The sequence below is a fragment of the Plantibacter cousiniae (nom. nud.) genome, from assembly GCF_977070315.1.
This window is the reverse complement of record NZ_CDRVEU010000009.1, coordinates 38,854-62,333: the sequence shown is the minus strand read 5'-3', so window position 1 is coordinate 62,333 and position 23,480 is coordinate 38,854. Positions and strand designations below refer to the sequence as shown.

Annotated in this window: 26 protein-coding genes; 12 read left to right on the top strand and 14 right to left on the bottom strand. The window is 60.5% G+C overall.

Annotated elements, in window-relative coordinates:
- From rsmB to def, 3 genes are read right to left on the bottom strand one after another with little or no spacing between them, the layout of a single operon-like run.
- Nucleotides 1–1,326: a 16S rRNA (cytosine(967)-C(5))-methyltransferase RsmB gene (rsmB, locus tag ACW55A_RS17600; protein ID WP_003432726.1), complete on the bottom strand. Its 1,326-nt coding sequence runs from the start codon at nt 1,324–1,326 to the stop codon at nt 1–3.
- Nucleotides 1,323–2,267 carry a methionyl-tRNA formyltransferase gene (gene fmt, locus ACW55A_RS17595; RefSeq protein ID WP_054082293.1) on the bottom strand — a complete coding sequence of 315 codons (945 nt, stop codon included), beginning with the start codon at nt 2,265–2,267 and terminating at the stop codon, nt 1,323–1,325. Before fmt ends, rsmB begins: the two co-directional genes overlap by 4 nt.
- 53 nt (nt 2,268–2,320) lie before the next feature.
- A complete protein-coding gene (def, locus tag ACW55A_RS17590) occupies nt 2,321–2,827 on the bottom strand; it encodes a peptide deformylase (protein ID WP_002551333.1) in 507 nt (168 codons plus the stop codon).
- Between the two features lie 125 nt (nt 2,828–2,952).
- Between def and ACW55A_RS17585 the strand changes: the two genes are divergently transcribed.
- The 3 genes from ACW55A_RS17585 to tsaC all read left to right on the top strand — a co-directional run bounded on the left by ACW55A_RS17585 (nt 2,953) and on the right by tsaC (nt 5,819).
- On the top strand, nt 2,953–3,981 hold the full coding sequence (locus tag ACW55A_RS17585) for a LysM peptidoglycan-binding domain-containing protein (RefSeq protein ID WP_498811448.1): 1,029 nt from the start codon (nt 2,953–2,955) through the stop codon (nt 3,979–3,981).
- A 123-nt stretch (nt 3,982–4,104) separates the two neighbouring features.
- Nucleotides 4,105–5,223: a DNA-processing protein DprA gene (gene dprA / locus ACW55A_RS17580; protein WP_044309645.1), complete on the top strand. Its 1,119-nt coding sequence runs from the start codon at nt 4,105–4,107 to the stop codon at nt 5,221–5,223.
- 38 nt (nt 5,224–5,261) lie between these two features.
- Entirely contained in the window at nt 5,262–5,819 is a 558-nt protein-coding gene (gene tsaC / locus ACW55A_RS17575; protein ID WP_003340101.1) for an L-threonylcarbamoyladenylate synthase type 1 TsaC, read from the top strand.
- A 36-nt stretch (nt 5,820–5,855) separates the two neighbouring features.
- On the opposite strand, the gene ACW55A_RS17570 is transcribed toward tsaC, so the two are convergent.
- Complete coding sequence (locus ACW55A_RS17570) at nt 5,856–6,833, bottom strand: NADPH:quinone reductase (protein ID WP_455809414.1); 978 nt, start codon at nt 6,831–6,833, stop codon at nt 5,856–5,858.
- Nucleotides 6,834–7,004: 171 nt separating this feature from the next.
- Between ACW55A_RS17570 and hemF the strand changes: the two genes are divergently transcribed.
- Complete coding sequence (gene hemF, locus ACW55A_RS17565; RefSeq protein WP_072365293.1) at nt 7,005–7,919, top strand: oxygen-dependent coproporphyrinogen oxidase; 915 nt, start codon at nt 7,005–7,007, stop codon at nt 7,917–7,919.
- A 51-nt stretch (nt 7,920–7,970) separates the two neighbouring features.
- Nucleotides 7,971–8,795, top strand: coding sequence for a shikimate dehydrogenase (gene aroE / locus ACW55A_RS17560; RefSeq protein ID WP_003432721.1), 825 nt, complete (start codon nt 7,971–7,973; stop codon nt 8,793–8,795).
- A 242-nt stretch (nt 8,796–9,037) separates the two neighbouring features.
- Here the strand turns inward: aroE and ACW55A_RS17555 are convergent, their stop codons facing one another.
- From ACW55A_RS17555 to betC, 3 genes are all read right to left on the bottom strand, one after another.
- Nucleotides 9,038–10,606, bottom strand: a complete 1,569-nt coding sequence (locus ACW55A_RS17555) for a SulP family inorganic anion transporter (protein ID WP_498811447.1) — start codon at nt 10,604–10,606, stop codon at nt 9,038–9,040.
- A gap of 170 nt (nt 10,607–10,776) precedes the next feature.
- Nucleotides 10,777–11,703, bottom strand: a complete 927-nt coding sequence (locus ACW55A_RS17550; RefSeq protein ID WP_003367786.1) for a choline ABC transporter substrate-binding protein — start codon at nt 11,701–11,703, stop codon at nt 10,777–10,779.
- A 36-nt stretch (nt 11,704–11,739) separates the two neighbouring features.
- Nucleotides 11,740–13,245: a choline-sulfatase gene (betC, locus tag ACW55A_RS17545; protein ID WP_054082298.1), complete on the bottom strand. Its 1,506-nt coding sequence runs from the start codon at nt 13,243–13,245 to the stop codon at nt 11,740–11,742.
- A 114-nt stretch (nt 13,246–13,359) separates the two neighbouring features.
- On the opposite strand from betC, the gene ACW55A_RS17540 reads away from it, so the two are divergent.
- Together ACW55A_RS17540 and ACW55A_RS17535 are read left to right on the top strand one after the other, a co-directional pair.
- Nucleotides 13,360–14,310 (top strand): choline sulfate utilization transcriptional regulator, encoded by a 951-nt coding sequence (locus ACW55A_RS17540; RefSeq protein ID WP_003367782.1) that lies wholly within the window; start codon nt 13,360–13,362, stop codon nt 14,308–14,310.
- Between the two features lie 145 nt (nt 14,311–14,455).
- Nucleotides 14,456–15,280: an alpha/beta fold hydrolase gene (locus ACW55A_RS17535; RefSeq protein WP_455809411.1), complete on the top strand. Its 825-nt coding sequence runs from the start codon at nt 14,456–14,458 to the stop codon at nt 15,278–15,280.
- A 154-nt stretch (nt 15,281–15,434) separates the two neighbouring features.
- Here the strand turns inward: ACW55A_RS17535 and ACW55A_RS17530 are convergent, their stop codons facing one another.
- From ACW55A_RS17530 to trpB, 3 genes are all read right to left on the bottom strand, one after another.
- A complete protein-coding gene (locus ACW55A_RS17530) occupies nt 15,435–15,965 on the bottom strand; it encodes an anti-virulence regulator CigR family protein (protein WP_044309652.1) in 531 nt (176 codons plus the stop codon).
- A 125-nt stretch (nt 15,966–16,090) separates the two neighbouring features.
- A complete protein-coding gene (trpA, locus tag ACW55A_RS17525) occupies nt 16,091–16,900 on the bottom strand; it encodes a tryptophan synthase subunit alpha (protein ID WP_044309653.1) in 810 nt (269 codons plus the stop codon).
- Nucleotides 16,897–18,126 carry a tryptophan synthase subunit beta gene (trpB, locus tag ACW55A_RS17520; RefSeq protein WP_003367769.1) on the bottom strand — a complete coding sequence of 410 codons (1,230 nt, stop codon included), beginning with the start codon at nt 18,124–18,126 and terminating at the stop codon, nt 16,897–16,899. The genes trpA and trpB overlap by 4 nt, the downstream gene beginning before the upstream one ends.
- A gap of 127 nt (nt 18,127–18,253) precedes the next feature.
- Between trpB and ACW55A_RS17515 the strand changes: the two genes are divergently transcribed.
- The gene (locus ACW55A_RS17515; RefSeq protein WP_498811446.1) at nt 18,254–19,162 is read left to right on the top strand and encodes a LysR family transcriptional regulator; all 909 of its coding nucleotides are present in this window, start codon (nt 18,254–18,256) and stop codon (nt 19,160–19,162) included.
- On the opposite strand, the gene ACW55A_RS17510 is transcribed toward ACW55A_RS17515, so the two are convergent.
- Nucleotides 19,163–19,489 carry an ElaB/YgaM/YqjD family protein gene (locus ACW55A_RS17510; RefSeq protein WP_003318456.1) on the bottom strand — a complete coding sequence of 109 codons (327 nt, stop codon included), beginning with the start codon at nt 19,487–19,489 and terminating at the stop codon, nt 19,163–19,165.
- Nucleotides 19,490–19,654: 165 nt separating this feature from the next.
- On the opposite strand from ACW55A_RS17510, the gene ACW55A_RS17505 reads away from it, so the two are divergent.
- Together ACW55A_RS17505 and ACW55A_RS17500 are read left to right on the top strand one after the other, a co-directional pair.
- Nucleotides 19,655–19,870, top strand: a complete 216-nt coding sequence (locus ACW55A_RS17505) for a dodecin (RefSeq protein ID WP_003318455.1) — start codon at nt 19,655–19,657, stop codon at nt 19,868–19,870.
- A gap of 146 nt (nt 19,871–20,016) precedes the next feature.
- Nucleotides 20,017–20,241 (top strand): DUF1161 domain-containing protein, encoded by a 225-nt coding sequence (locus ACW55A_RS17500; protein WP_003318454.1) that lies wholly within the window; start codon nt 20,017–20,019, stop codon nt 20,239–20,241.
- Between the two features lie 137 nt (nt 20,242–20,378).
- Here ACW55A_RS17500 and ACW55A_RS17495 read toward each other — a convergent pair whose 3' ends face one another.
- The gene (locus tag ACW55A_RS17495) at nt 20,379–21,380 is read right to left on the bottom strand and encodes an LLM class flavin-dependent oxidoreductase (protein WP_455809409.1); all 1,002 of its coding nucleotides are present in this window, start codon (nt 21,378–21,380) and stop codon (nt 20,379–20,381) included.
- A 212-nt stretch (nt 21,381–21,592) separates the two neighbouring features.
- Here ACW55A_RS17495 and ACW55A_RS17490 point away from each other — a divergent pair, with 212 nt between their 5' ends.
- Together ACW55A_RS17490 and ACW55A_RS17485 are read left to right on the top strand one after the other, a co-directional pair.
- Nucleotides 21,593–22,024, top strand: coding sequence for an OsmC family protein (locus ACW55A_RS17490; protein ID WP_003367763.1), 432 nt, complete (start codon nt 21,593–21,595; stop codon nt 22,022–22,024).
- A gap of 118 nt (nt 22,025–22,142) precedes the next feature.
- Nucleotides 22,143–22,376 carry a DUF1161 domain-containing protein gene (locus ACW55A_RS17485; protein ID WP_003367761.1) on the top strand — a complete coding sequence of 78 codons (234 nt, stop codon included), beginning with the start codon at nt 22,143–22,145 and terminating at the stop codon, nt 22,374–22,376.
- On the opposite strand, the gene ACW55A_RS17480 is transcribed toward ACW55A_RS17485, so the two are convergent.
- Together ACW55A_RS17480 and ACW55A_RS17475 are read right to left on the bottom strand one after the other, a co-directional pair.
- Entirely contained in the window at nt 22,377–22,874 is a 498-nt protein-coding gene (locus ACW55A_RS17480) for a PA0061/PA0062 family lipoprotein (protein WP_498811445.1), read from the bottom strand. It abuts the gene before it with no gap.
- Nucleotides 22,828–23,463: a hypothetical protein gene (locus ACW55A_RS17475; RefSeq protein WP_498811444.1), complete on the bottom strand. Its 636-nt coding sequence runs from the start codon at nt 23,461–23,463 to the stop codon at nt 22,828–22,830. Before ACW55A_RS17475 ends, ACW55A_RS17480 begins: the two co-directional genes overlap by 47 nt.
- Nucleotides 23,464–23,480 lie beyond the last annotated feature (17 nt).

The following is a 23,480-nucleotide window of genomic DNA, read 5'->3' as shown; positions in this document are numbered from 1 at the left end:
TTACTCCCGCGCCGCCGCGATCTTGATCAGTTTGGCGTAGTAGAAACCATCGTGGCCGCCTTGCTGGGCCAGCAGCTGGCGACCATGGGCTTGCTTGATACCCGCGGGCGGCTGTCCTGCCTGCCCGGCGATGTCCAGCTCTCTGGCCCCGGAGGTACGCGCCAGAAACGCCTCGATGACGTCGGTGTTTTCGGTCGGCAGTGTCGAGCAGGTCGCGTACACCAGCATGCCGCCTACCTGCAGCGTAGGCCACAACGCATCGAGCAGCTCGCCCTGCAAGGCCGCCAGCGCGACGATGTCGTCTGCCTGACGAGTCAGTTTGATGTCCGGATGACGACGAATCACGCCGGTCGCCGAGCACGGTGCGTCGAGCAGGATGCGCTGGAACGGTTTGCCGTCCCACCACTGCGCTGTCTCGCGTGCATCGGCGGCGATCAGCTCGGCATCCAGGCCCAGGCGATCAAGGTTTTCACGCACGCGCACCAGACGCTTGGCTTCCAGATCCACCGCTACCACGCCGCTTAGTTGCGGCTGCACTTCCAGCAAGTGGCAGGTCTTGCCGCCCGGCGCGCAGCAGGCATCGAGTACCCGTTGCCCGGGGGCCAGCTCCAGCAGGTCGGCGGCCAGTTGCGCGGCTTCGTCCTGCACGCTGATCCAGCCTTCGGCAAAACCGGGCAGTGAGCGCACATCGCACGGCTCGGCGAGCACGATGCCGTCCTGACTGAATGTGCACGCACTGGCTTGCAGGCCGGCAGTGTTGAGCAGTTCGAGGTATTGATCGCGACGGTGATGGCGTCGGTTGACGCGCAAAATCATCGGCGGGTGCGCATTGTTGGCCGCGCAGATGGCTTCCCACTGTTCCGGCCAGGCGGCTTTCAGGGCTTTCTGCAGCCAGCGCGGGTGGGCTGTACGCACCACCGGGTCGTGTTCCAGCTCGATCAGCAGCGCCTCGCCGTCACGTTGCGCATTGCGCAGCACGGCGTTGAGCAAGCCTTTGGCCCAGGGCTTTTTCAATTTGTCGGCGCAGCCCACGGTTTCACCGATGGCGGCGTGGGCCGGAATGCGGCTGTAGAACAGCTGATAAAGACCGACCAGCAACAAGGCTTCAACGTCGGCGTCGGCGGCCTTGAAGGGCTTTTGCAGCAGCTTGGCCGCCAGAGCCGACAGGCGCGGCTGCCAGCGCGCGGTGCCGAATGCCAGGTCCTGAGTCAGACCACGATCACGCACCTCGACCTTGTCCAGTTGAGTAGGCAACGAGCTGTTCAGCGAGGCCTTGCCGCTGAGCACGGCAGCCAGTGCCTTGGCGGCGGCCAGACGCGGGTTCATTGGCCCAGCACCGTGCCGATGGCAAATTTCTCGCGGCGGCTGTTGAACAGATCCGTGAAGTTCAGCGGCTTGCCGCCCGGCAATTGCAGACGGGTCAGGCGTAGCGCGTTCTGACCGCACGCGACGATCAGGCCATCCTTGCTGGCGCCAAGAATCGTCCCCGGCGCGCCCTGCCCTTCGGCCAGATCGGCTGTCAGGACTTTCAGGGTTTCTTCGTTCAGCGTGCTGTGGCAGATCGGCCAGGGGTTGAAGGCGCGGACCAGGCGCTCAAGCTCATCGGCCGGACGTGTCCAGTCCAGGCGCGCTTCGTCCTTGTTCAGCTTGTGGGCGTAGTTGGCCAGGCTGTCATCCTGAACCTCGCCGACCAGCGAACTGTCCGCCAGACCGGCAATGGCCTGCAACACAGCCGGCGGACCGAGTTCGGCCAGGCGATCATGCAGCGTCCCGCCCGTGTCCTGCGCGGTGATCGGGGTAACGGCCTTGAGCAGCATCGGCCCGGTGTCCAGGCCCGCTTCCATGCGCATCACCGTTACGCCGCTCTCGGCATCACCGGCCTGTACCGCGCGCTGAATCGGCGCCGCACCACGCCAGCGCGGCAGCAGCGACGCGTGGCTGTTGATACAGCCCAGGCGCGGAATATCCAGCACCACTTGCGGCAGGATCAGGCCGTAGGCGACGACCACCATCAAATCGGGTTGCAGCGCTGCCAGTTCGGCCTGCGCGTCAGGATCGCGCAGCGTTGGCGGCTGCATGACCGGTACGTCATGTTGCAGCGCCAGTTGCTTGACCGGGCTGGGCATCAGCTTTTGTCCACGACCGGCCGGGCGATCGGGCTGGGTGTACACGGCGACGATCTGGTGAGGGCTGTCGAGCAGGGCTTTGAGGTGTTCGGCGGCGAATTCCGGGGTGCCGGCGAAGACGATGCGCAGTGGCTCAGTCATGGAGTTCTCATTATAAAAAAAGGCCTGTTCAGGCCTTTTGGGGTAACGACGGATCAGGCGTTGAGCTTGTGCTGCTTTTCGAGCTTCTTCTTGATCCGGTCACGCTTGAGGTTGGAAAGGTAATCGACGAACAGCTTGCCGTTCAGGTGATCGCATTCATGCTGGATACAGATGGCGAGCAGGCCCTCGGCAACCAGTTCGTAAGGCTTGCCGTCACGGTCCAGCGCCTTGACGCGAACCTTTTGCGGGCGGTCGACGTTTTCGTAGAAACCGGGAACCGACAGGCAGCCTTCCTGATACTGATCCATTTCGTCGGTCAGCTTTTCGATTTCAGGATTGATGAAGACCCGCGGTTCGCTGCGGTCTTCGCTCAGGTCCATGACGACCACGCGCTTGTGGACGTTGACCTGAGTCGCGGCCAGGCCAATACCTGGCGCTTCGTACATGGTTTCAAACATGTCGTCGACCAACTGGCGAATGCCTTCGTCTACCATCGCCACAGGTTTGGCGATAGTGCGCAGGCGCGAATCGGGAAATTCGAGGATGTTTAGAATGGCCATATACGTAAGAGCTGCACTGTTAAGGTAAAGTCAATGTTGGGTGCCGGGCCCGGGAGTTCAAGGCAGGCAGCCCAGGACAGGACTCTAGGGTTCGCGTGAGGCAACATGATAAAGGGATTCACCGCATGAGGAAATCACTACTCGCCCTGCTGCTGCTGCTGACCGCCAGCGGTCTTGCGCAGGCGCAAGTGCAACTCAGGGAAGGCTATCCGCAAAGCTACACCGTTGTCGCCGGGGACACACTCTGGGACATTTCCGGCAAGTTCTTGCGTGAACCGTGGAAATGGCGCGAGATCTGGCGGGCCAATCCGCAAGTCCATGATCCCGACCTGATCTACCCCGGTGACACCCTCGCGCTGACCTGGGTCGATGGTCAGCCGCGTGTGACGCTCAATCGGGGCGAGTCGCGCGGGACCATCAAATTGTCACCGCGTGTGCGCAGTACGCCGATGGTCGAGGCCATTCCGAGCATTCCGCTGGGGGCGATCAACGCATTCCTGATCAGCAACCGGATTGTCGACAACGCCGAGCAGTTCGAGAAAGCCCCCTACATCGTTGCGGGCAATGCCGAGCGCGTGCTCAGTGGCAACGGTGATCGTGCCTATGCACGGGGTGCGCTGGACCCGGCGCACAGCGTCTATGGCATCTTTCGTCAGGGCAAGACCTACATCGATCCGGAGACCAAGGAAGTACTGGGCATCAACGCCGATGACGTCGGCAGCGCCGAGGTGGTTGCCACCGAAGGTGACGTCTCGACCCTGATTCTGCAGCGCTCCACGCAGGAAGTGCGTCTGGGCGATCGCTTGTTCAGCAGTGAAGAGCGGGCCATCAACTCGACGTTCCTGCCCAGCGCTCCGCAGGCGCCGATAGAAGGTTTGATTCTGGATGTGCCACGCGGCGTCACTCAGGTCAGCGTGCTGGATGTGGTCACGCTCGACAAGGGCAAACGCGACGGTCTGACCGAGGGCAACGTGCTGGCGATCTACAAGACCAGCGAAACCGTGCGCGACCGAATCACCGGTGAGCTGGTAAAAATCCCCGACGAACGGGCCGGGCTGCTGATGGTTTTCCGTACCTACGACAAGCTTAGTTACGCCTTGGTCCTGCAAGCCAACCGATCTTTGGCCATCATGGACAAGGTTCGCAAACCGTAGACGCATGTTTCAGATCTGACACGGATTTGTGTGACGAACCAGACACTTATCAAATTGTTGTCAACAGAGTTATCCACAGGTTTGTGCATCACTTGAGATGCACGATGGATCAGGGACGATCTCATGCCATTGTTCGAAAATGCCCTCTCTTCGCCTGCAGAGCTGGAAGCGCGTTTGCGCGTGCACCGCTTGCCCGAGATAGGGCCGAAACGCTTTTCCAGACTGATTGAAGCTTTCGGTTCGGCCTCGTCGGCGCTCAGTGCGCCGGCCAGCGCATGGCGTGCGCTGGGCATTCCAGGTGTCTGTGCCGAGGCGCGTCGTGACCCCTCCGTACGCGATGGCGCCAGTGCCGCATTGGCCTGGCTGGAGCGTCCGGCCCAGCATTTGCTGATGTGGGACGACCCCGGCTACCCCGCGCTGCTGGCGCAGATCGCAGATCCACCGCCGCTGATCTTCATTGCCGGCGACCCTTCGATCCTTGAGCGTCCGCAACTGGGAATGGTCGGCAGTCGTCGTGCCTCCCGACCCGGACTCGACACCGCCAGCGCTTTTGCGCGCAGCCTGGCGGCTGCCGGTTTTGTGATCACCAGTGGCTTGGCGCGAGGTATTGACGGTGCCGCGCATCAGGGCGCATTGGATGTCGGGGGGCTTACAATCGGCGTGCTTGGCACCGGGCTCGAAAAACTTTATCCACAGCAGCACCGCGCGCTTGCAGCACAGATGGCGGCCCAGGGCGGCGCCGTGATTTCCGAGTTCCCGCTGGACGCCGCAGCACAGGCCAGCAACTTCCCGCGACGTAACCGAATAATCAGTGGCCTGTCGCTGGGCATACTGGTGGTCGAGGCCAGTGTTGCCAGCGGCTCATTGATTACCGCGCGGCTGGCCGCCGAGCATGGACGAGAGGTTTACGCGATACCCGGCTCGATTCATCACCCTGGCGCCAAGGGCTGTCATCAGTTGATACGAGACGGCGCGACACTGATCGAGACCGTCGAACACATTCTTGAAGGCTTGCAGCACTGGAAACGTGTTGCGCCCGGCATCGATCCCGTCACGCCGGCGAAGCCTGCCCCTTGCGATCATCCACTGTTGGCGCTGCTGCACGCCGCACCGCACACCAGCGAGGGGCTGTCGGTGTCATGCGGCTGGCCGTTACCCAAGGTATTGGCAGGCCTGACCGAGCTGGAACTGGACGGACGCATAAGCTGTGAAGCAGGACGATGGTTCGCTAGAGCGCCCTGAGGTTAAACTGCCGCCAGGATTCAGTGGAGAGACAAACAATGGTCAGCAGTTGGCGAGTGCAACAAGCCGCTCAGGATATTCGAGCCGGTGCGGTGATTGCCTACCCGACCGAGGCAGTCTGGGGGCTTGGGTGCGATCCGTGGGATGAAGAAGCGGTCTATCGTCTGTTGGCGATCAAGTCACGGCCGGTGGAAAAAGGCCTGATCCTGATTGCCGACAACATTCGCCAGTTCGACTTCCTGTTCGAAGACTTCCCTGAACTGTGGCTCGACCGCATGGCCAGCACCTGGCCTGGGCCCAACACCTGGCTGGTACCGCATCAGAACCTGCTGCCCGAGTGGATCACCGGCATTCACGAAACCGTGGCGCTGCGTGTTACCGATCACCCGACCGTACGTGAACTGTGCGCACTGGTCGGTCCGTTGATCTCCACCTCGGCCAACCCGGCGGGTCGCCCGGCTGCGCGTTCGAGATTGCGCGTCGAGCAGTACTTCCGCGGGCAGATCGACGGGGTTCTCGGCGGCAGCCTGGGCGGGCGTCGAAACCCCAGCGTGATAAGGGATATCGCCACCGCGCAGATTGTGCGCGCCGGCTGACGCTGGCACACACAGTGCGCATTCAAGGGCAGACGATCAAGGAATCAGAATGGTCGAGCCGGTGGTACGCCGGGCCGACAGCTCGGTCTGCGCCTTGTCGGCATCCTTCAGAGCATACTGCTGAATGCCGTCGACCTTGAGTTTGCCGCTGGCGAGCATGTCGAACAGCTCGTCCGCCATGGCCTGCAGGTTCTGCGCATTGTTGGCGTAAGAGCCCAGCGTCGGGCGGGTGACATACACCGAACCCTTTTGCGCCAGAATCCCGAGATTCACGCCCGAGACCGGCCCGGACGCATTGCCGAAGCTCACCACCAGCCCACGTGGTGCCACGCAGTCGAGTGACGTCAGCCAGGTGTCCTGACCCACCCCGTCGTAGACCACCGGGCATTTTTTGCCGTCGGTCAGCTCCAGCACGCGCCTGGCGACGTCTTCGTGACTGTAATCGATGGTTTCCCAGGCACCCAGCGCCTTGGCGTGCGCGGCCTTCTCCGGCGAACTGACCGTGCCGATCAGTTTGGCGCCCAGCGCCTTGACCCATTGGCAGGCCAGCGAACCCACACCACCCGCAGCAGCATGAAACAGAATGGTCTCGCCCGGCTTCACCTGATACGTCTGACGCAGCAGATACTGCACCGTCAGGCCCTTGAGCATCAGGGCTGCGGCCTGCTCGAAACTGATCGAGTCCGCCAGCTTCACCAGATTCGCTTCAGGCAGCACGTGCACTTCGCTGTACGCCCCCAGCGGCCCGGTGCCGTAAGCGACACGATCACCGACCTTGAAGCGCGTCACCTCGGCCCCCACCGCCTCGACCACCCCCGCCCCTTCGGCACCGAGGCCGGAAGGCAGCGACGGCGCCGGATACAGCCCGCTGCGGTAATAGGTATCGATGAAATTCAGGCCAATGGCCTTGTTACGCACAACCACCGCCTGCGGCCCCGGAGCCTGCGGCTCGAAATCGACATATTCAAGAACCTCGGGTCCTCCGACAGCGCTGAACTGGATACGCTTTGCCATGTGCTCTCTCCTTGATGGTTAAAACAAGCTGCGAAAGCCCCCATCGGACTCCATCCCCGGACCTTCGTCAACTGCCAGCCCGCGCTGCCGATGGTATGCTACGCGCCAATTTGCCTGAGCCTCTTTTGCTGCGGGGACTCAGCCGTTTGACGTCAGCCGTAAGGGATCCTCATGAGTACCCGTACCGAGGCCGTAAAAGCCTACCTGCTCGACCTGCAAGACCGTATCTGCACTGCGCTTGAACAGGAAGATGGCAGCGCACACTTCATGGAAGATGCCTGGACGCGTCCGGCGGGCGGCGGTGGTCGCACGCGGGTGATCGAGAATGGCACGGTCATCGAGAAAGGCGGTGTCAATTTTTCCCATGTTTTCGGCAGCAATCTGCCGCCGTCTGCCAGCGCTCATCGGCCTGAACTGGCCGGGCGTGGTTTCGAGGCGCTGGGCGTGTCGCTGGTGATCCATCCGCACAACCCGCATGTGCCGACGTCCCACGCCAACGTGCGTTTCTTCATTGCCGAGAAAGAAGGTGAAGAGGCCGTCTGGTGGTTCGGTGGCGGTTTCGACCTGACGCCCTATTATGGCGTCGAGGAAGACTGCGTGCACTGGCACCGGGTCGCCGAGCGCGCCTGTGCGCCTTTCGGTGAGGATGTCTATCCGCGCTACAAGGCCTGGTGCGACAGTTACTTCCACCTCAAGCATCGCGATGAACCGCGCGGCATCGGCGGTCTGTTTTTCGATGACGTGAACCAGTGGGATTTCGACACCAGTTTCGCCTTCATTCGTGCCATCGGTGATGCGTTCATCAATGCGTATCTGCCGATCGTGCGGCGTCGCAAGGCGGCGGCCTATACCGTGCAGCAGCGTGAGTTTCAGGAATTCCGTCGTGGTCGCTACGTCGAGTTCAACCTGGTGTATGACCGCGGCACGTTGTTCGGTCTGCAATCGGGTGGGCGTACCGAATCGATCCTCATGTCGCTGCCGCCGCAAGTGCGTTGGGGTTATGACTGGAAGGCCACGCCGGGCAGCGAAGAGGCGCGTCTGACCGAATACTTCCTCACTGATCGGGACTGGCTGGCCGAAAACTGAGCCGATTCACCGCCGCAAGGTGCTGCACACGCAAACAGATCAGGAACACACATGGACCAGTACGTCGTCTTCGGTAATCCCATCGGCCACAGCAAGTCGCCCTTGATTCATCGCCTGTTTGCCGAACAAACCGGGCAAACGCTTGATTACCAGACCTCGCTGGCACCGCTGAACGACTTCACCGCGTTCGCCCAGGCGTTTTTCCAGGTCGGGCGCGGTGCCAACGTTACTGTGCCGTTCAAGGAAGAAGCCTGGCGCCTTGCCGACAGCCTGACCCAGCGTGCGCAGCGCGCCGGGGCGGTCAACACCCTGAGCAAGCTCGACGACGGAACCCTGCTGGGTGATAACACTGACGGTGCCGGGCTGGTACGTGATCTGACGGTCAATTGCGGTCGCAGCCTGCGTGGTCAGCGCATTCTGTTGCTGGGCGCAGGCGGTGCGGTGCGTGGTGCGCTGGAGCCGTTGCTTGCGCAACAGCCCGCTGCCTTGGTGATCGCCAATCGTACGGTCGAGAAAGCCGAACGACTGGCGCAGGAGTTTGCCGACCTCGGGCCGGTATTCGCCAGCAGCTACGACTGGCTTGAAGAGTCGGTGGACGTGATCATCAACGCCACCTCGGCCAGCCTGGCCGGAGAGTTGCCACCGATTGCGCCCAGCCTCATCCAGTCGGGAGTGACCTTCTGCTACGACATGATGTACAGCAACGAACCCACTGCTTTTTGCCGTTGGGCCACCGAACACGGCGCGGCGCAGGCGGTGGATGGTCTGGGCATGCTGGCCGAGCAGGCCGCAGAAGCCTTCCTGCTGTGGCGCGGTGTGCGTCCGGAATCGGCTCCGGTGCTGGCTGAGTTGCGCAGATTGCTGGCTGCGGGTTGATCGGCTATCTGCGGACTATCGTGCCAATGCTCCGAGTTATACACAAGTCCGCTTTTGATTCTGGCCGAAGGCCGTGGGAGCGAACTTGTTCGCGAAGGCGGTATTTCAGATGATGTATTTTCGGCGATTATACCTGCCCTTTCGCGAACAAGTTCGCTCCCACGCCCTCCGGGCAGAAGCCAAATCTACGGGCTCATCGGGACCTTTGTAGAACGCAGAGCATCGCGACGATGATTCATGGCTCAATCCTCAAACAGAATCGGGCACTTCTCCGTCCCTTCCAGCTTGTGCAGTTCCTCGATCACTTGCGGCCTGGCATTGCGCAGGACCAGCACTCTGCCCTGCCGGCCCAGACGTCTGGCTTCCTGATGAAGCATCTCCACGCCTGAGTAATCGATGAAGTTGATCTGCTGCGCATCGATCACCACTCGCACACCTTCGGTACGTTGCAGGCGGGTTTGCAGGTAGTGGCTGGCGCCGAAGAAGATCGATCCGCCGACCCGCAGGACCTCCTCGTTGCCCTCGCGCCATTGCTGGACACGCGGTTGCGAGGTGCGCTTGAGGTAGAAAAACAGCGAGGCCAGTACACCGGCGTAGATCGCGGTTTGCAGCTCCAGCAGCAGGGTGGCCAGACAGGTCAGCGCCATCACGAAAAACTCGGCGCGGCTGACGCGGAACAGCGCACGAATGCCTCGGCGATCCACCAGCCCCCAACAGATCAGCAGAATTGAGGCGGCCATGGCCGGGATCGGAATGTGCGATATCAACGAGGCACCGGCGACCGCGAACAACGCTACCCATAGCGCGGAAAACACCCCCGCCAACGGCGAGCGCGCACCTGCCTCGTAACTCAATGCCGCACGGGTAAAAGACCCGGCTGACAGGTAGCCGGAGAACAGCGAACCGACCATGTTCGACAGCCCCTGGGCACGCACTTCCTGATTGGCATTGAGCATCTGCTGCGAACGAGCTGACAGCGAGCGGGCAATCGACAGGCTGTTGACCAGCCCGAGCATGCCCACCGCCACGGCGGTCGGCAGCAGCTTGAGGATCAGTTCGAGATCCAGCGGCAACGGGCTGAAGGGCGGCAGATGGCCGACGAAGGCGCTGACCACACGGACATGGCCGAACATCGCCGGCCACAGCCACACCAGCAGGCTGCTCGACACCAGTGCGATCAACAGCGTCGGCCAGCGAGGCACGAGAAGCTTGAGTCCGATACCCAGCGCCAGGGTCAACAGACCGAGCATCAGCGAAGACAGATCGACCTCACGCAGATGCTCGAGCACGGCGCTCACGCTTTTGAGCGCGGTGGTCTGACTCGGCAGATCAATGCCCAGCAGATTGGGCATCTGCCCCAGCGCAATCACCACCGCAGCGCCCAGCGTGAAACCCAGCACCACCGAGTGCGAAACGAAATTTACCAGTGCACCGAAGCGCATCATCCCCAGCAACAACTGAAATACGCCAGCGATGAAGGTCAGCAGCAGGATCAACATGATGTAGTCCTGACTGGCCGGGACGGCGAGCGGACTGACACTGGCGTACAGCACGATGGAAATAGCCGCAGTCGGCCCGCAGATCAGGTGCCAGGACGATCCCCACAGACAGGCCACGAGGACTGGAACAATCGCAGCGTAGAGACCGTACTCAGGCGGCAGCCCGGCGATCAGTGCGTAAGCGATGGATTGCGGCAGTGCCAGAATGGCGCCACTCAGACCCACTAGCGCATCACGCCCGACGCTGGCGCGATTCTGCTGCGGCAGCCAGGCGAGAAAGGGTAGGAATTTATGGCGATTGAGCCAGCGCATCGGTCCCTCGGTTGAATTGAACGTAGAGGACGCAGAGCGCCCAGAACGGCACGTGGAGCATGGGCACGATAGTCGGACGCCTGTCGTTCCTCACGCTCCAGCGTGGGAATGCCTTGGGTGACGCTCCGCGTCACAGACCTTCGTCACGCAGCGCACTCAAGGCTTTACGCTTACAACCTGGCCTTCACCGCCGCCAGACCGTCCTTGCCATCAGCGGTCTGTACGCCCTCCAGCCACTTGTCCAGCACCGCCGGGTTGGCCTTGATCCAGGCCTTCGCCGCCTCGCTGTTGCTGACCTTCTTGTTGACCACTTCGGCCATGATGCTGTTTTCCATGTCCAGGGTGAAGCTCAGATTGGTCAGCAGCTTGCCGACGTTCGGGCAGGCTTGAGCATAACCCTTGCGGGTCAGTGTAAAGACCGAGCCGGTGTCGCCGAAATATTTCTCGCCGCCCTTGAGGTAGTGCATGCCCTTGATCTGCACGTTCATCGGGTGCGGCGTCCAGCCGAGGAACACCACAAAGGCTTTTTTCTTCACGTTGCGATTGACCTCGGCGAGCATCGCAGTCTCGCTGGATTCCACCAGTTTCCATTTGCCCAGGTCGAATTCGTTCTTCTTGATGATCTCCTGCAACGACAGGTTGGCAGGCGCGCCGGAACCGATGCCGTAGATCTTCTTGTCGAACTTGTCAGCGAATTTGTTCAGGTCGGCAAAGTTATGCACACCGGCTTCCCAGACGTAATCCGGTACGGCCAGGGTGAATTCGGTGCCCTCCAGGTTTTTGGCCAGTTGCGTCACATCTCCGGTGGCCACGAACTTGTCGTAAAAGCCCTGCTGCGCCGGCATCCAGTTACCCAGAAACACATCCAGCTTGCCGTCTTTCAAACCGCCATAGGCAATCGGCACGGCCAGGGTATCGACCTTGGGCGTGTAGCCCAGGCCCTCGAGGACCACGCTGGTAATGGCGTTGGTGGCCGCAATGTCACTCCAGCCGGGATCGGCCATCTTCACGGTGCTGCAACTGGCGTCCTCCGCCTGCGCTGCCAGGCTACCGAAGGTCATGACCGCGACCGCAACGGCTGTGGATAACTTCTTCATTGATGTACCCCTTTGGTTTTTTTGGTGTGGGCAGGGTCAAGGTTGCGGAAAACGTGCCTTGCGCTCCAGATCGTCCAGATCAATGTGGTTGCGCATGTACTGCTGACTGGCGTCGACCAGTGGCTGGTGATCCCAACTCTTCAGCTTGCCGGTTGCCAGCGATTTGGCGACGAAGCGCCTTCTGCGCTGACTGGCGAGCACCTGTTGGTGTATCGCCGGGATGTCCCACTTGGCCCGAGCTTCGGCCAGGAAGTCATTGAACAGCTTTTCATGGGCGGGTGACTGGCTCAGGTCCTTCTGCTCTTTCGGGTCCTTCTTCACATCGAACAGCAGGCACGGGTCCTGTTCCGAATAGATAAATTTGTACGCGCCACGACGGATCATCATCAGCGGGCTGGTGGTGCCTTCGGCCATGTATTCACCGAACACCTCGTCGTGCCCGCCCTTGCGTTTTAGATGCGGCATCAGCGAACGTCCGTCCAGTGGCAAACCGGCGTCCAGTTTGCCGCTGGCCATTTCGACGAAGGTCGGCAGCAGGTCGGCAGTCGACACCGACGCACTGACCCGTCCCGGTTTGAACTGGCCCGGCGCGTACACCACCAGCGGCACGCGCGCGGCCATTTCGAACCAGTGCATTTTGTACCAGAGGCCCTTCTCGCCCAGCATGTCGCCGTGATCGCCGGAGAACACCACGATGGTGTCTTCCGCCAGCCCGACTTCATCGAGCGTCTGCATCAGCTTGCCGACGTTGAGGTCGATGTAGCTGCACGCGCCAAAGTAGGCGCGGCGCGCATCACGAATCTTGTCGGTCGGCATGGGCTTGTCCCACAGGTCATAGACCTTGAGCAGCCGTTGCGAATGCGGGTCCAGCGCGGCCTGATTGGCGTGCGGCGGCGGCATCGGGATCTCTTCGTCGGCGTACAGGTCCCAGAACGGCTTGGGAATGGTGTACGGATCATGAGGATGAGTCATGGAAACGGTCAGGCAGAAAGGCGCATCACCGTCCTGGCGCACGTGGTCGTACAGATATTGCTGGGACTTGAACAGCACCTCTTCATCGAAATCCAGCTGGTTGGTGCGAATGCACGGACCAGCCTGCAATACCGATGACATGTTGTGATACCAGCTTGGCCGCACATCCGGCTCGTCCCAATTGACTGACCAGCCATAGTCGGCCGGGTAGATGTCACTGGTCAGGCGTTCTTCGTAGCCATGCAACTGGTCCGGCCCGCAGAAATGCATCTTGCCTGCCAGGGCGGTCTTGTAGCCCAGCGCACGCAGGTAGTGGGCATAAGTAGGGATGTCGGCCGGGAAGTCAGCTGCGTTGTCGTACGCGCCGATCCTGCTCGGCAGCTGGCCGCTGACCAGGGTGAAGCGCGACGGCGCGCAAAGGGGGCTGTTGCAATACGCCGAGTCGAACACTACGCCATTGGCGGCCATGCGGCTCAGGTTCGGCATCAGAATCGGGGACCGGGCGTAAAACGGCAACATTGGCGCGGCCATTTGATCGGCCATGATGAACAGAATATTTTTGCGCTTCATGTAATCGCTGCATCCCATTGTGAAAAGTTATGCGAAAGTGCCGGGTATGAGGATGGAGTCCATACGTTTCAGGGTAAAGCCCATACACAGCAATACCTAGGATAAGCCCAGCTAATGTTTGAATCTTTCGGCGATGTGTCACTCGATCTGCTGCGTGCATTTGAAGTCGCGGCGCGTTTGCGCAGCTTCACAGCGGCAGCCCTCGAACTGGGCACGACACAGCCCGCTGTCAGCCAGCAGATCAAGCGCCTCGAAGAGCAACTCGCTACCCGTCTGTTCGACCGCATCTACCGTGGCATCGAATTGACCGACGCCGGTGAAGTGCTATTCAGCCATGTGCAGGCCGGGCTGCAATCCATCGACAGCGGATTGACAGCCATTACCGAACACCACCAGCACGAAGTGCTTCAAGTGGCGACCGACTTCGCCTTCGCCGCCTACTGGCTGATGCCGCGTCTGCACCGTTTCCACAAGGTTAACCCGGACGTGGACGTCAGCCTGGTCACCAGCGAGCGTACCCACAGCATGTTACGTGCTGATATCGATGTTGCGGTGCTGTTCGGTGACGGGCGCTTCAAACAGGGCGAAAGCCACTGGCTGTTCAGCGAAGAGGTCTTCCCGGTGTGCAGCCCGCAACTGATCGCCGGGCGCCAGACGCCGCTGCCCAACGATGCGCTGCGCGACTTTCCACTCCTGCACCTGCGTGGCGAAAGCATTAACCACTGGTTCGACTGGGCGGGCGTATTCCGCGCGCTGGACATCCCTCAGGCCCCCGCGCCCGGTCAACTGCGCTTCGACAACTACACCCTGCTGATCCAGGCGGCCATCGGCGGACAGGGCATCGCCATCGGCTGGAAGCACTTGGTCGACGACCTGCTTGATCAGGGCCTGCTCTGCCGCCCTATCGCCGGCGCGGCGATTTCCGGCCAGGGCTATTACGTCGTCCTGCCCCAGCGCAAACGCCGCGTGCAGATCGTTCAGCAATTCGTGGACTGGCTGGCCAGCGAGCAGGCGTTGAGCGGGGTTTCGCTGGCGGGCAGGCCATTGCCGTCGATTGCGGTGTAACATTGCCCCGCTGAAAAGTGACCGCTCGGTCCATCGCCGCGCGCACATCAACAAAATGGTCATGCATACGCTTGAATATCATCGGTGCCCTGCCCCAGGCTGCCTGAGCCGAATGCTGAAAGACCAGAACAGAGGATCATCAGAAATGCCGGATCTACTCATCGACGGTAAGACACTTCACTATTCCGACCAGGGCACGGGCCCGGTGGTAGTGCTCGGTCACAGCTATCTCTGGGACAAGGCGATGTGGAGTGCACAGATTGATACCCTGGCCAGCCAGTATCGGGTGATCGTGCCGGATCTGTGGGGGCACGGAGATTCCAGCGGGTTTCCCGAAGGTACTCGCAACCTCGATGACCTGGCGCGGCATGCGCTGGCGCTGCTGGATCATTTGAATATCGAGCGTTGCAGCATCGTCGGGCTGTCGGTCGGCGGTATGTGGGGCGCAATCGCTGCACTGCTCGCGCCAGAGCGCATCACGGGGCTGGTGCTGATGGACACCTATCTGGGCAAAGAGACCGAAGCCAAGAAAGCCTATTACTTCTCGTTGCTCGACAAGCTGGAAGAGGTCGGGACCTTTCCTGAGCCGCTGCTGGATATCGTCGTACCGATTTTCTTCCGTCCCGGCATTGATCCGCAGTCGCCTGTGTACACGTCGTTTCGTGCAGCGCTTGCCAGCATGAATGCCGAGCAGTTGCGTCAGTCCGTCGTACCACTGGGAAGGATGATTTTCGGTCGTGATGACCGGCTCGGGTTGATCGAACAACTGAATGCCGACACCACGCTGGTAATGTGTGGCGATGCGGACATCCCGCGCCCGCCTGAGGAAACCCGCGAGATGGCCAGCCTGATCGGCTGCCCTTACGTGCTGGTGCCTGAGGCAGGGCATATCGCCAATCTGGAGAACCCGGATTTTGTGTCGGGAGCGCTGATGACGTTTTTGGCGCGGGTTAACCAGAAGCAGGGTTGAGCTGGGCTGGTTTCTGCGCTGGGCGGCCCTCAAGATCGGACGCGGAGCGTCCAGAACGGCATGCGACGCGGAGCGTCGCACGATAGTCGAGATTATCGTTCCTCACGCTCCAGCGTGGGAGTGCCTTGTCTGACGCTCCGCATAGCAGCACCCATCAATTCAACACACCATCCAGAATCGCGTAAACAATCCCAGAACCCACGGCGATCAGTACGACGTCGGTGCCCAGGCGGCGCCATTCGTAGCCGTCATAATGTGGCAGGTATTGCAGCGAGCGGCTGTCCAGGCGTTTGCCGTAACCAGGGGGCAACGGACGGCCCTTGGCGATGTGTACGCCAGGCGGCAGTGGCTGGCCCCGGCCGATGACGTCGCGGTGTTGCTGGAAGGTCTCGCGTACCGGGCCGAAATCCTGCGGTGGGCGGTTGCCGCCGCGGTTGTCCTGGTGGGCCTGTCTGCCTGGCTGGCTGGCCGGGCCTTTGTCCGGACCCCGGCCATTGTCATTGCCCGGTCCACGGTCATTGCCACGCTCGTTATGCCCGCCATTGCTCTGCGGCCCCGGCTGTTGAACACCACGATTGTCGTCCGGGCCATCACCGCGTTGATCCGGTGGTGCAGCTTGCAGCAGCGGACTGGCGCTGATCATCAAGATACCCAGTCCGGTGATAAAACGGTTTGGCAGTTTCATGGTGTTTCCTCGGCTTCACGCAATGCAGCAAAAAGGGGTTCATGACGCTGGTCATGAACCCCTTATGTCTTGCTACATAGAGCCGCCGCTCAGGCTTTGATTCCTCTGTATCAGAAACTTTACCCTCAGCTACGAGCGCTACGTACGCCCTCGGCCAGTGCCGCGCACAGCGTCAGCACGCCGTCGACGGCATGCTCCGGCGACTCGGCGCTGGCGATCTTGTCGACGAACGCCGAGCCCACGACCACGCCGTCAGCCAGACGCGCAATCGCCGCGGCCTGCTCGGGTGTGCGGATACCGAAACCGACGCTGATCGGCAGATCGGTGTGACGGCGCAAGCGAGCGATGGCTTCAGTGACGTGCTCGGTGGTGGCCGAGCCAGCCCCGGTCACACCGGCGACCGACACGTAGTAAACGAACCCGGAACTGCGTTCCAGCACGCGCGGCAGGCGCGCATCATCGGTGGTCGGTGTGGTCAGACGGATGAAGTCGATGCCGGACGCCTGTGCAGGGGTCGCCAGCTCGGCGTCGTGCTCGGGTGGCAGGTCAACGATGATCAGACCGTCAACGCCCGCTTCCTTTGCCTGCGCCACGAAGGCTTCGACGCCAAAGCGGTGAATCGGGTTGTAGTAACCCATCAGCACAATCGGCGTGGTCTGATCGTCGACACGGAATTCGCTGACCATCTGCAGGGTTTTCTGCAGGGTCTGGCCAGCGTCCAGAGCACGCAGGGTCGCCAGCTGAATCGCCACACCGTCGGCCATCGGATCGGTGAACGGCATACCCAGCTCGATCACGTCAGCACCCGCCGCAGGCAGGCCTTTCAGGACTTTCAGCGAGGTGTCGTAGCCAGGGTCACCGGCGGTGATGAAGGTGACCAGCGCCGCACGACCTTCGGTTTTAAGCTGGGCGAAACGATGTTCTAGACGGCTCATACCAGCTGCTCCTGAGTGTGTTCGGCGGCTGCCATATGGTTCATGACGGTTTGCATGTCTTTGTCGCCGCGCCCGGACAGGCACACGACCATCAGGTGATCATCGCGCAGGTTGGTCGCGCGCTTCATGGCTTCGGCCAGGGCGTGAGCGGTTTCCAGCGCCGGGATGATGCCTTCGAGCAGGCAGCACTGATGGAAAGCATCCAGCGCTTCGTCATCGGTGATGCTGACGTATTCGACGCGCTTCACTTCGTGCAGGAATGCGTGTTCCGGGCCGATGCCTGGGTAGTCCAGACCGGCAGAGATCGAGTGCGCATCGGTGATTTGTCCGTCGCCGTCCTGCAGCAGGTAGGTACGGTTGCCGTGCAGCACGCCCGGTACGCCGCCGTTCAGGCTGGCCGCGTGCTTGTCGGTGCTGACGCCGTGACCGCCCGCTTCAACGCCGATGATTTCCACGCTGGCGTCATCCAGGAACGGATGGAACAGGCCCATGGCGTTGGAACCGCCGCCGACACAGGCGACCAGGCTGTCCGGCAGACGACCTTCCTTCTCCAGCATCTGCTCTTTGGTTTCCTTGCCGATGATGGCCTGGAAGTCACGGACCATCGCTGGGTAAGGGTGCGGGCCTGCCACGGTGCCGATCAGGTAGAAGGTGTCGTCGACGTTGGTCACCCAGTCACGCAGCGCTTCGTTCATCGCATCTTTCAGGGTACCGGTGCCGGAAGTGACCGGAACGATTTCAGCGCCCAGCAGCTTCATGCGGAACACGTTGGCCTGCTGACGCTCGATGTCGGTAGCACCCATGTAGATCACGCAAGGCAGACCGAAACGTGCAGCAACGGTAGCAGTGGCAACGCCGTGCATGCCGGCGCCGGTTTCCGCGATCAGGCGTTTTTTGCCCATGCGTTTGGCCAGCAGCACCTGACCGATGCAGTTGTTGATCTTGTGCGCGCCGGTGTGATTGAGCTCTTCACGCTTGAAGTAGATTTTCGCGCCGCCACAGAACTCGGTCAGGCGCTCGGCGAAGTACAGCGGGTTTGGACGGCCCACGTAATCGCGCTGGAAGTAGGCCATCTCCTTGATGAATTCCGGGTCGGCTTTGGCGGCTTCGTACTCGCGGTTGAGGTCTAGCACCAGCGGCATCAGGGTTTCAGCCACGTAGCGGCCGCCGAATGAGCCGAACAGGCCATTGGCGTCGGGGCCGCTGCGGAAATTGGTCTGGGTCATGAAGTGCTCCAGTTGCAGTATTGGGCGAATGGGTTGAGCCGTATTGGCAATGAGTCCACTTTAACCAGCGCAAGGCTGGATGAAAACCGATAAGATCGCTGCAACCTGTCAGGAAAACTCACAGATCATGAGCCGCGACCTCCCTCCCCTCAATGCATTGCGCGCCTTTGAAAGCACTGCCCGGCTTGGCAGTGTCAGCCAGGCGGCCGAACAGCTGAACGTGACGCATGGTGCTGTCAGTCGCCAATTGAAAGTGCTTGAAGAACACCTGGGTGTAAGCCTGTTCAGCAAGGACGGACGAGGCCTGAAACTCACAGATGAAGGTATTCGCCTACGCGATGTCAGCGGCGACGCGTTCGACCGGCTGCGCGGCGTGTGTGCAGAACTGAGCAAGGGCAGCGCAGATGCGCCGTTCGTGTTGGGTTGCTCCGGCAGCCTGCTGGCGCGCTGGTTCATCCCGCGCTTGAGTCGCCTGAATGCCGAGCTGCCGGACCTGCGTCTGCACCTGTCGGCAGGTGAAGGTGATCTTGACCCGCGTCGGCCAGGTCTTGATGCCCTGCTGATATTTGCCGAGCCGCCGTGGCCGGCAGACATGCAGGTATTCGAACTGGCAAGCGAGCGGATCGGACCGGTGTTGAGCCCACGCTTCGCGCGATTCGAGCGTTTGTGCGATGCACCTGCCGAGACGTTGCTGGAAGAATCGTTGCTGCAAACCACATCACGTCCGCAGGCGTGGCCGAGCTGGGCGCAGCAGAACGGCATCGATCCGCAGTCACTGCGTTACGGGCAGGGTTTCGAGCATTTGTATTATTTGCTGGAGGCGGCCGTGGCGGGCCTTGGCATTGCAATTGCGCCCGAGCCTCTGGTCATCGATGACCTGAAGGCCGGTCGCCTGGCTGCGCCTTGGGGGTTCAGTGAAACCCCGGCGCAGCTGGCGCTTTGGGTACCCAGACGTGCGGCCGATGGACGGGCGCAGCAGCTTGCTCAGTGGTTAAAAAATGAGCTGAAGCGGTCCGGGGAACCGATCAAAAACTGATCAGTTACCGCGCTTGAACAGCATGTAGGCAGCGATCAGGCCGATGGCACCTACCGCAACGCCGGCGGTGGTCCAAGGGTGTTCCTGAGCGTAGTCGCGGGTTGCCAGTGCGTTTTCGCGGGTTTTCTCTTTAACGTCTTCGTAGACATCGCTGAGCAGGCTGCGCGAGTGGCTCAGCGCGCTTTCAGCGTTGGCTTTCAGATTCTTCAGTGTCTTGCGCGACTCGTCGGTAGCGTCGGCTTTCAGGCCCTCGAGGGACTTCAGGAGGCTCTCGATTTCAGCTTCCATACTCTGCAACGAGGCTTTGCGAAGTGACGTAGTAGCCATGGTGTTTCTCCTGCAATGATGAGTGGGCGTGTTGTTTCGGACTCCGGGCTTTTTGGAAAGTGCGATGGGATTTTTGCAAAGGTCTGAACTTTTGCGCGCCTTCTCCTGACAGAAGCAGGGAGCGCGCTCTATATCGCGTCTTTTTCAGACCTCAGGAGAACTGCCATGTCGGATCATCACACGTACAAGAAAGTTGAAATCGTAGGCTCTTCCACGACCACCATCGAAGACGCCATCAACAATGCCCTGGCTGAAGCCAGCAAAAGCCTCGACCTGATGGAATGGTTTGAAGTGACCGAAACCCGCGGCCATATCGAAAACGGCAAAGTCGCGCACTTCCAGGTGACGTTGAAAGTGGGCTTCCGCATCACCAACAGCTGAGGGTGATCTGAACCTTTCGGCTGGCCGATTGCCATAAGCTGCGCTACACGCAAATGTGGCCACGCGTTCGCTGTGTGAGCGTGGGGATTTTCAATGGGCGCCTGTTCCGATGGCGTCTTCATTTGGCCGGACGAGAGGGATTACCCATGAAGAAGTTTTTGTTGGCTGTAGGCTTGCTGAGCATTGCAGGCACTGCCCTCGCGGCAGGCAAGCCATGTGAAGAGTTGAAAAGTGAACTCGACGCAAGACTCCAGGCGAAGGGCGTAACGTCCTACACGCTGGAAGTGGTCGAGAAAGGCAGCGCGGCCGACAAGCAAGTCGTCGGCACCTGCGAAGGCGGCACCAAGGAAATCGTTTACCAGCGCGGTTGATTGCCAGCCAGGCCCGGCTCAGGCCGGTTGGCCCGGTCAATCCCGTTTGCAGGTTTCACGAACAGCATCGCCCCGGACTGTCATCCAGTCCGGGGCGATGCTGTTTCTGGCTGGTTTTTTCCGATTCGGAAAGTCGCTTAGCCGTGCGCGACCTGGGCCAGGATCTCGTAAGAGCGCAGCCTGTCTTCGTGCTCGTACATGTCGCAGGTGAAGAGCAACTCGTCCGCATCGGTCTGCTTGAGCAGCACGTCCAGTTTGGCGCGAATCTTTTCCGGGCCACCCACCATCGCCAGCCCCAGGAAGCTTGCTACGGCTTCACGCTCGTGTGGCAGCCACAGGCCGTCCATCGACTCGACAGGCGGGCGCTGCATCAGGCTGTGCCCACGCATCAACGCCAGAATGCGCTGATAGACCGACGTCGCCAGGTATTCGGCGTGTTCGTCCGTGTCGGCCGCCGACAGGGGCACACCGAGCATCACATAAGGCTTGTCGAGCACTTCCGATGGCTGGAAGTGATTGCGATACACGCGAATCGCCTCGTGCATGTAACGCGGTGCAAAGTGCGATGCGAAGGCATACGGCAAGCCGCGCATGCCTGCCAGCTGGGCGCTGAACAGGCTCGAGCCCAGCAGCCAGATCGGCACGTTGGTGTTTGAACCGGGTACGGCGATCACTTTTTGATCAGGCGTGCGCGGCCCCAGGTATTCCATCAGCTCGGTGACATCATCCGGAAAGTCATCGGCACTGCCGGAGCGCTCGCGGCGCAAGGCACGCGCAGTCATCTGGTCGGAGCCCGGAGCGCGGCCCAGTCCCAGGTCGATGCGGCCGGGATACAGGCTGGCCAGGGTACCGAACTGCTCGGCAATCACCAGCGGCGCGTGGTTGGGCAGCATGATCCCGCCAGCCCCGACACGAATGGTCGACGTGCCGCCTGCCAGGTAGGCGAGCAGCACCGAGGTCGCTGAACTGGCGATGCCGTCCATGTTGTGGTGCTCGGCCACCCAGAAGCGGTTGTAACCCAGCTTTTCAACATGCTGGGCAAGGTTGAGCGAGTTGCGCAGGGAATCGGCGGGCCCTTTGTCGTGGCGCACCGGCACCAGATCAAGGGTGGAAATTTTTACATCTGCCAAACGTTTCATAGGCCGGGGTAGCTCCTCGAATTGTGATGGGCCGGCTGCTGGAGCTGCCCACGATGAAACAGCAGTGCGGGCGCAAGTCCGGCTTTTCAATGGGGCAGTGTAGAAAAACCTACTGAAATGGTTGGTCTTTCCGACGGTTGAACTTTCCAGAGCCGTCTATCCTCAGAATGCTGTAACAGCAACGATCCAAATTCATTCCAAAAGGAGCCACCATGAGTATCGTCAAGAAAGCATCCGCCCACTGGGAAGGTGATCTGAAAAGCGGTATCGGCAGCATCTCCACGGAAACCGGAGTGCTGCGCGAAGCGCCTTACGGCTTCAAGGCACGTTTTGAAGGCGGCAAAGGCACCAACCCGGAAGAGCTGATCGGCGCAGCCCATGCAGGCTGTTTCTCGATGGCGTTGTCCATGATCCTGGGCGGTGCAGGCCTGACTGCTGAAAGCATCGATACTCAGGCTGAGGTGTCGCTGGATGAGGTAAAAGGCGGTTTCGCGATCAGCGCTGTGCATTTGACCCTCAAGGCCAAAGTGCCAGGCGCGACCCAGGAGAAGTTCGACGAGTTGACCAAGCAGGCCAAAGAAGGCTGCCCGGTTTCCAAGGTACTGAACGCGAAGATCACCCTGGACGCTACATTGCTGAGCTGATTCACAGCCAGCCTTGCGGGGGCGCCTTGTGCGCTCCTGTATCTGCTGTATAAAGCTGGCTTGCTTCATCGGTCATGCGTTGGTTGACGCATGGTTTGATTATGATCAGGAGTCGAGCATGAAACGTTTTATTATGGCAGCGACCTGTACCCTGCTGGCAACCAGCGCCCTGGCGGCACCGAAATCCTGCGAAGAACTAAAGGCTGAAATCGAAGCCAAGATCCAGGCCAACAACGTCACGTCCTACACGCTGGAAATTGTTGGCAACGAAGAGGCCACCGATCCCAGCATGATCGTCGGCAGCTGCGACAACGGTACGAAAAAAATCATCTATCAGCTCAACGGTCGCTGATCAGATGCAGTGCACCCCGCCCTCTTCTTCCTCCTCGGCCACCACCTTGCGCTCTGCATCGTAAAGCCAGGCATCGACACTGTTCGCCAGTGAGCGTACCTCCAGCACATAACGCTGCCCGGCAGCGAAGTGGTCGTAACGAACACTGACGTAACACGTGATCTCGGTGTACTCGTCGCCGATCATCCCCATGCCGCCCGAGCGATACTCGTAGTCATAACGCACCTGCAACTCATGGCTGCCCGGCGTCACCTGAAAGTAGCGGCCGTCGTAAGTGTTCTTGCCATCGAGCTTGTCGCCCATGATCAACTGGCCGGTGATGGTGCGCATGTCGACCCACGCCATGTCCGGATTGACGGTGGGCAAGGGGCCGGCGCATCCGGCGAGGGTGGCTAGAGTGAGTGCGGTTATCAGTATCAGAAGACGGTTTGGCACCGAGGTGTACCTCTGTTTAAAAAGGTTTAGTGGCAACCGTTGACATGACCTGCTGTTGGCCATTCATCCAGTCTGCAGAAACTGCGCAGCGTGTTTCGGTCAAGCGTTGGATAACGGCAAAATCGCTTCTCAGGTTTCGTGAAAAGATTGGTTCATGATGAGCAATTCGATTTCGAAGCAATCGGATTTGTTCGAGATCAGCCGCGATCTTTGCTCGGTGGGCAGATACAGTGAAGCACTTTTCGAGGTTTGGAAAAAAGCGGTATAGATAAGGAGTCCAGATACGGCCTTCAAACCGTTTTGTGAACATTTTTTCCCAAAAGACGAATTTCAACTCCGCAATAACGGCCCCGGTTGCTCCACATTTCTGTCTGGCTCTTGCAAGCTCTTGTTTTGGCTTGAAAACCGGACCTGTAACATTGGGCAAGCTTTGCTCGAAGCCGGGACTCCAAGGCCACTCGGGGCCGTAAACCGAAGCGATTGCGTCTGCAACACCGTTACGAACAATCACCTCGCACAGGTGTAGCGGTATAAGGAACGCTGCAGAGACGAGGGCGTTCCAGGCATACAAAGTGATGGCCTCATCAAGACCCCGGCCCACAGCGCGCGCTGCGTTCTCATACGTCGAAATCCGGGCAGAGGAAATGGACAATCTGATTGCCTTTGCGA

Bases quoted from the DNA above. Each gene is read 5' to 3' on its own strand.
- rsmB (WP_003432726.1), bottom strand. From the start codon at position 1,326: ATGAACCCGCGTCTGGCCGCCGCCAAGGCACTGGCTGCCGTGCTCAGC.
- fmt (WP_054082293.1), bottom strand. From the start codon at position 2,267: ATGACTGAGCCACTGCGCATCGTCTTCGCCGGCACCCCGGAATTCGCC.
- def (WP_002551333.1), bottom strand. From the start codon at position 2,827: ATGGCCATTCTAAACATCCTCGAATTTCCCGATTCGCGCCTGCGCACT.
- ACW55A_RS17585 (WP_498811448.1), top strand. From the start codon at position 2,953: ATGAGGAAATCACTACTCGCCCTGCTGCTGCTGCTGACCGCCAGCGGT.
- dprA (WP_044309645.1), top strand. From the start codon at position 4,105: ATGCCATTGTTCGAAAATGCCCTCTCTTCGCCTGCAGAGCTGGAAGCG.
- tsaC (WP_003340101.1), top strand. From the start codon at position 5,262: ATGGTCAGCAGTTGGCGAGTGCAACAAGCCGCTCAGGATATTCGAGCC.
- ACW55A_RS17570 (WP_455809414.1), bottom strand. From the start codon at position 6,833: ATGGCAAAGCGTATCCAGTTCAGCGCTGTCGGAGGACCCGAGGTTCTT.
- hemF (WP_072365293.1), top strand. From the start codon at position 7,005: ATGAGTACCCGTACCGAGGCCGTAAAAGCCTACCTGCTCGACCTGCAA.
- aroE (WP_003432721.1), top strand. From the start codon at position 7,971: ATGGACCAGTACGTCGTCTTCGGTAATCCCATCGGCCACAGCAAGTCG.
- ACW55A_RS17555 (WP_498811447.1), bottom strand. From the start codon at position 10,606: ATGCGCTGGCTCAATCGCCATAAATTCCTACCCTTTCTCGCCTGGCTG.
- ACW55A_RS17550 (WP_003367786.1), bottom strand. From the start codon at position 11,703: ATGAAGAAGTTATCCACAGCCGTTGCGGTCGCGGTCATGACCTTCGGT.
- betC (WP_054082298.1), bottom strand. From the start codon at position 13,245: ATGAAGCGCAAAAATATTCTGTTCATCATGGCCGATCAAATGGCCGCG.
- ACW55A_RS17540 (WP_003367782.1), top strand. From the start codon at position 13,360: ATGTTTGAATCTTTCGGCGATGTGTCACTCGATCTGCTGCGTGCATTT.
- ACW55A_RS17535 (WP_455809411.1), top strand. From the start codon at position 14,456: ATGCCGGATCTACTCATCGACGGTAAGACACTTCACTATTCCGACCAG.
- ACW55A_RS17530 (WP_044309652.1), bottom strand. From the start codon at position 15,965: ATGAAACTGCCAAACCGTTTTATCACCGGACTGGGTATCTTGATGATC.
- trpA (WP_044309653.1), bottom strand. From the start codon at position 16,900: ATGAGCCGTCTAGAACATCGTTTCGCCCAGCTTAAAACCGAAGGTCGT.
- trpB (WP_003367769.1), bottom strand. From the start codon at position 18,126: ATGACCCAGACCAATTTCCGCAGCGGCCCCGACGCCAATGGCCTGTTC.
- ACW55A_RS17515 (WP_498811446.1), top strand. From the start codon at position 18,254: ATGAGCCGCGACCTCCCTCCCCTCAATGCATTGCGCGCCTTTGAAAGC.
- ACW55A_RS17510 (WP_003318456.1), bottom strand. From the start codon at position 19,489: ATGGCTACTACGTCACTTCGCAAAGCCTCGTTGCAGAGTATGGAAGCT.
- ACW55A_RS17505 (WP_003318455.1), top strand. From the start codon at position 19,655: ATGTCGGATCATCACACGTACAAGAAAGTTGAAATCGTAGGCTCTTCC.
- ACW55A_RS17500 (WP_003318454.1), top strand. From the start codon at position 20,017: ATGAAGAAGTTTTTGTTGGCTGTAGGCTTGCTGAGCATTGCAGGCACT.
- ACW55A_RS17495 (WP_455809409.1), bottom strand. From the start codon at position 21,380: ATGAAACGTTTGGCAGATGTAAAAATTTCCACCCTTGATCTGGTGCCG.
- ACW55A_RS17490 (WP_003367763.1), top strand. From the start codon at position 21,593: ATGAGTATCGTCAAGAAAGCATCCGCCCACTGGGAAGGTGATCTGAAA.
- ACW55A_RS17485 (WP_003367761.1), top strand. From the start codon at position 22,143: ATGAAACGTTTTATTATGGCAGCGACCTGTACCCTGCTGGCAACCAGC.
- ACW55A_RS17480 (WP_498811445.1), bottom strand. From the start codon at position 22,874: ATGGCCAACAGCAGGTCATGTCAACGGTTGCCACTAAACCTTTTTAAA.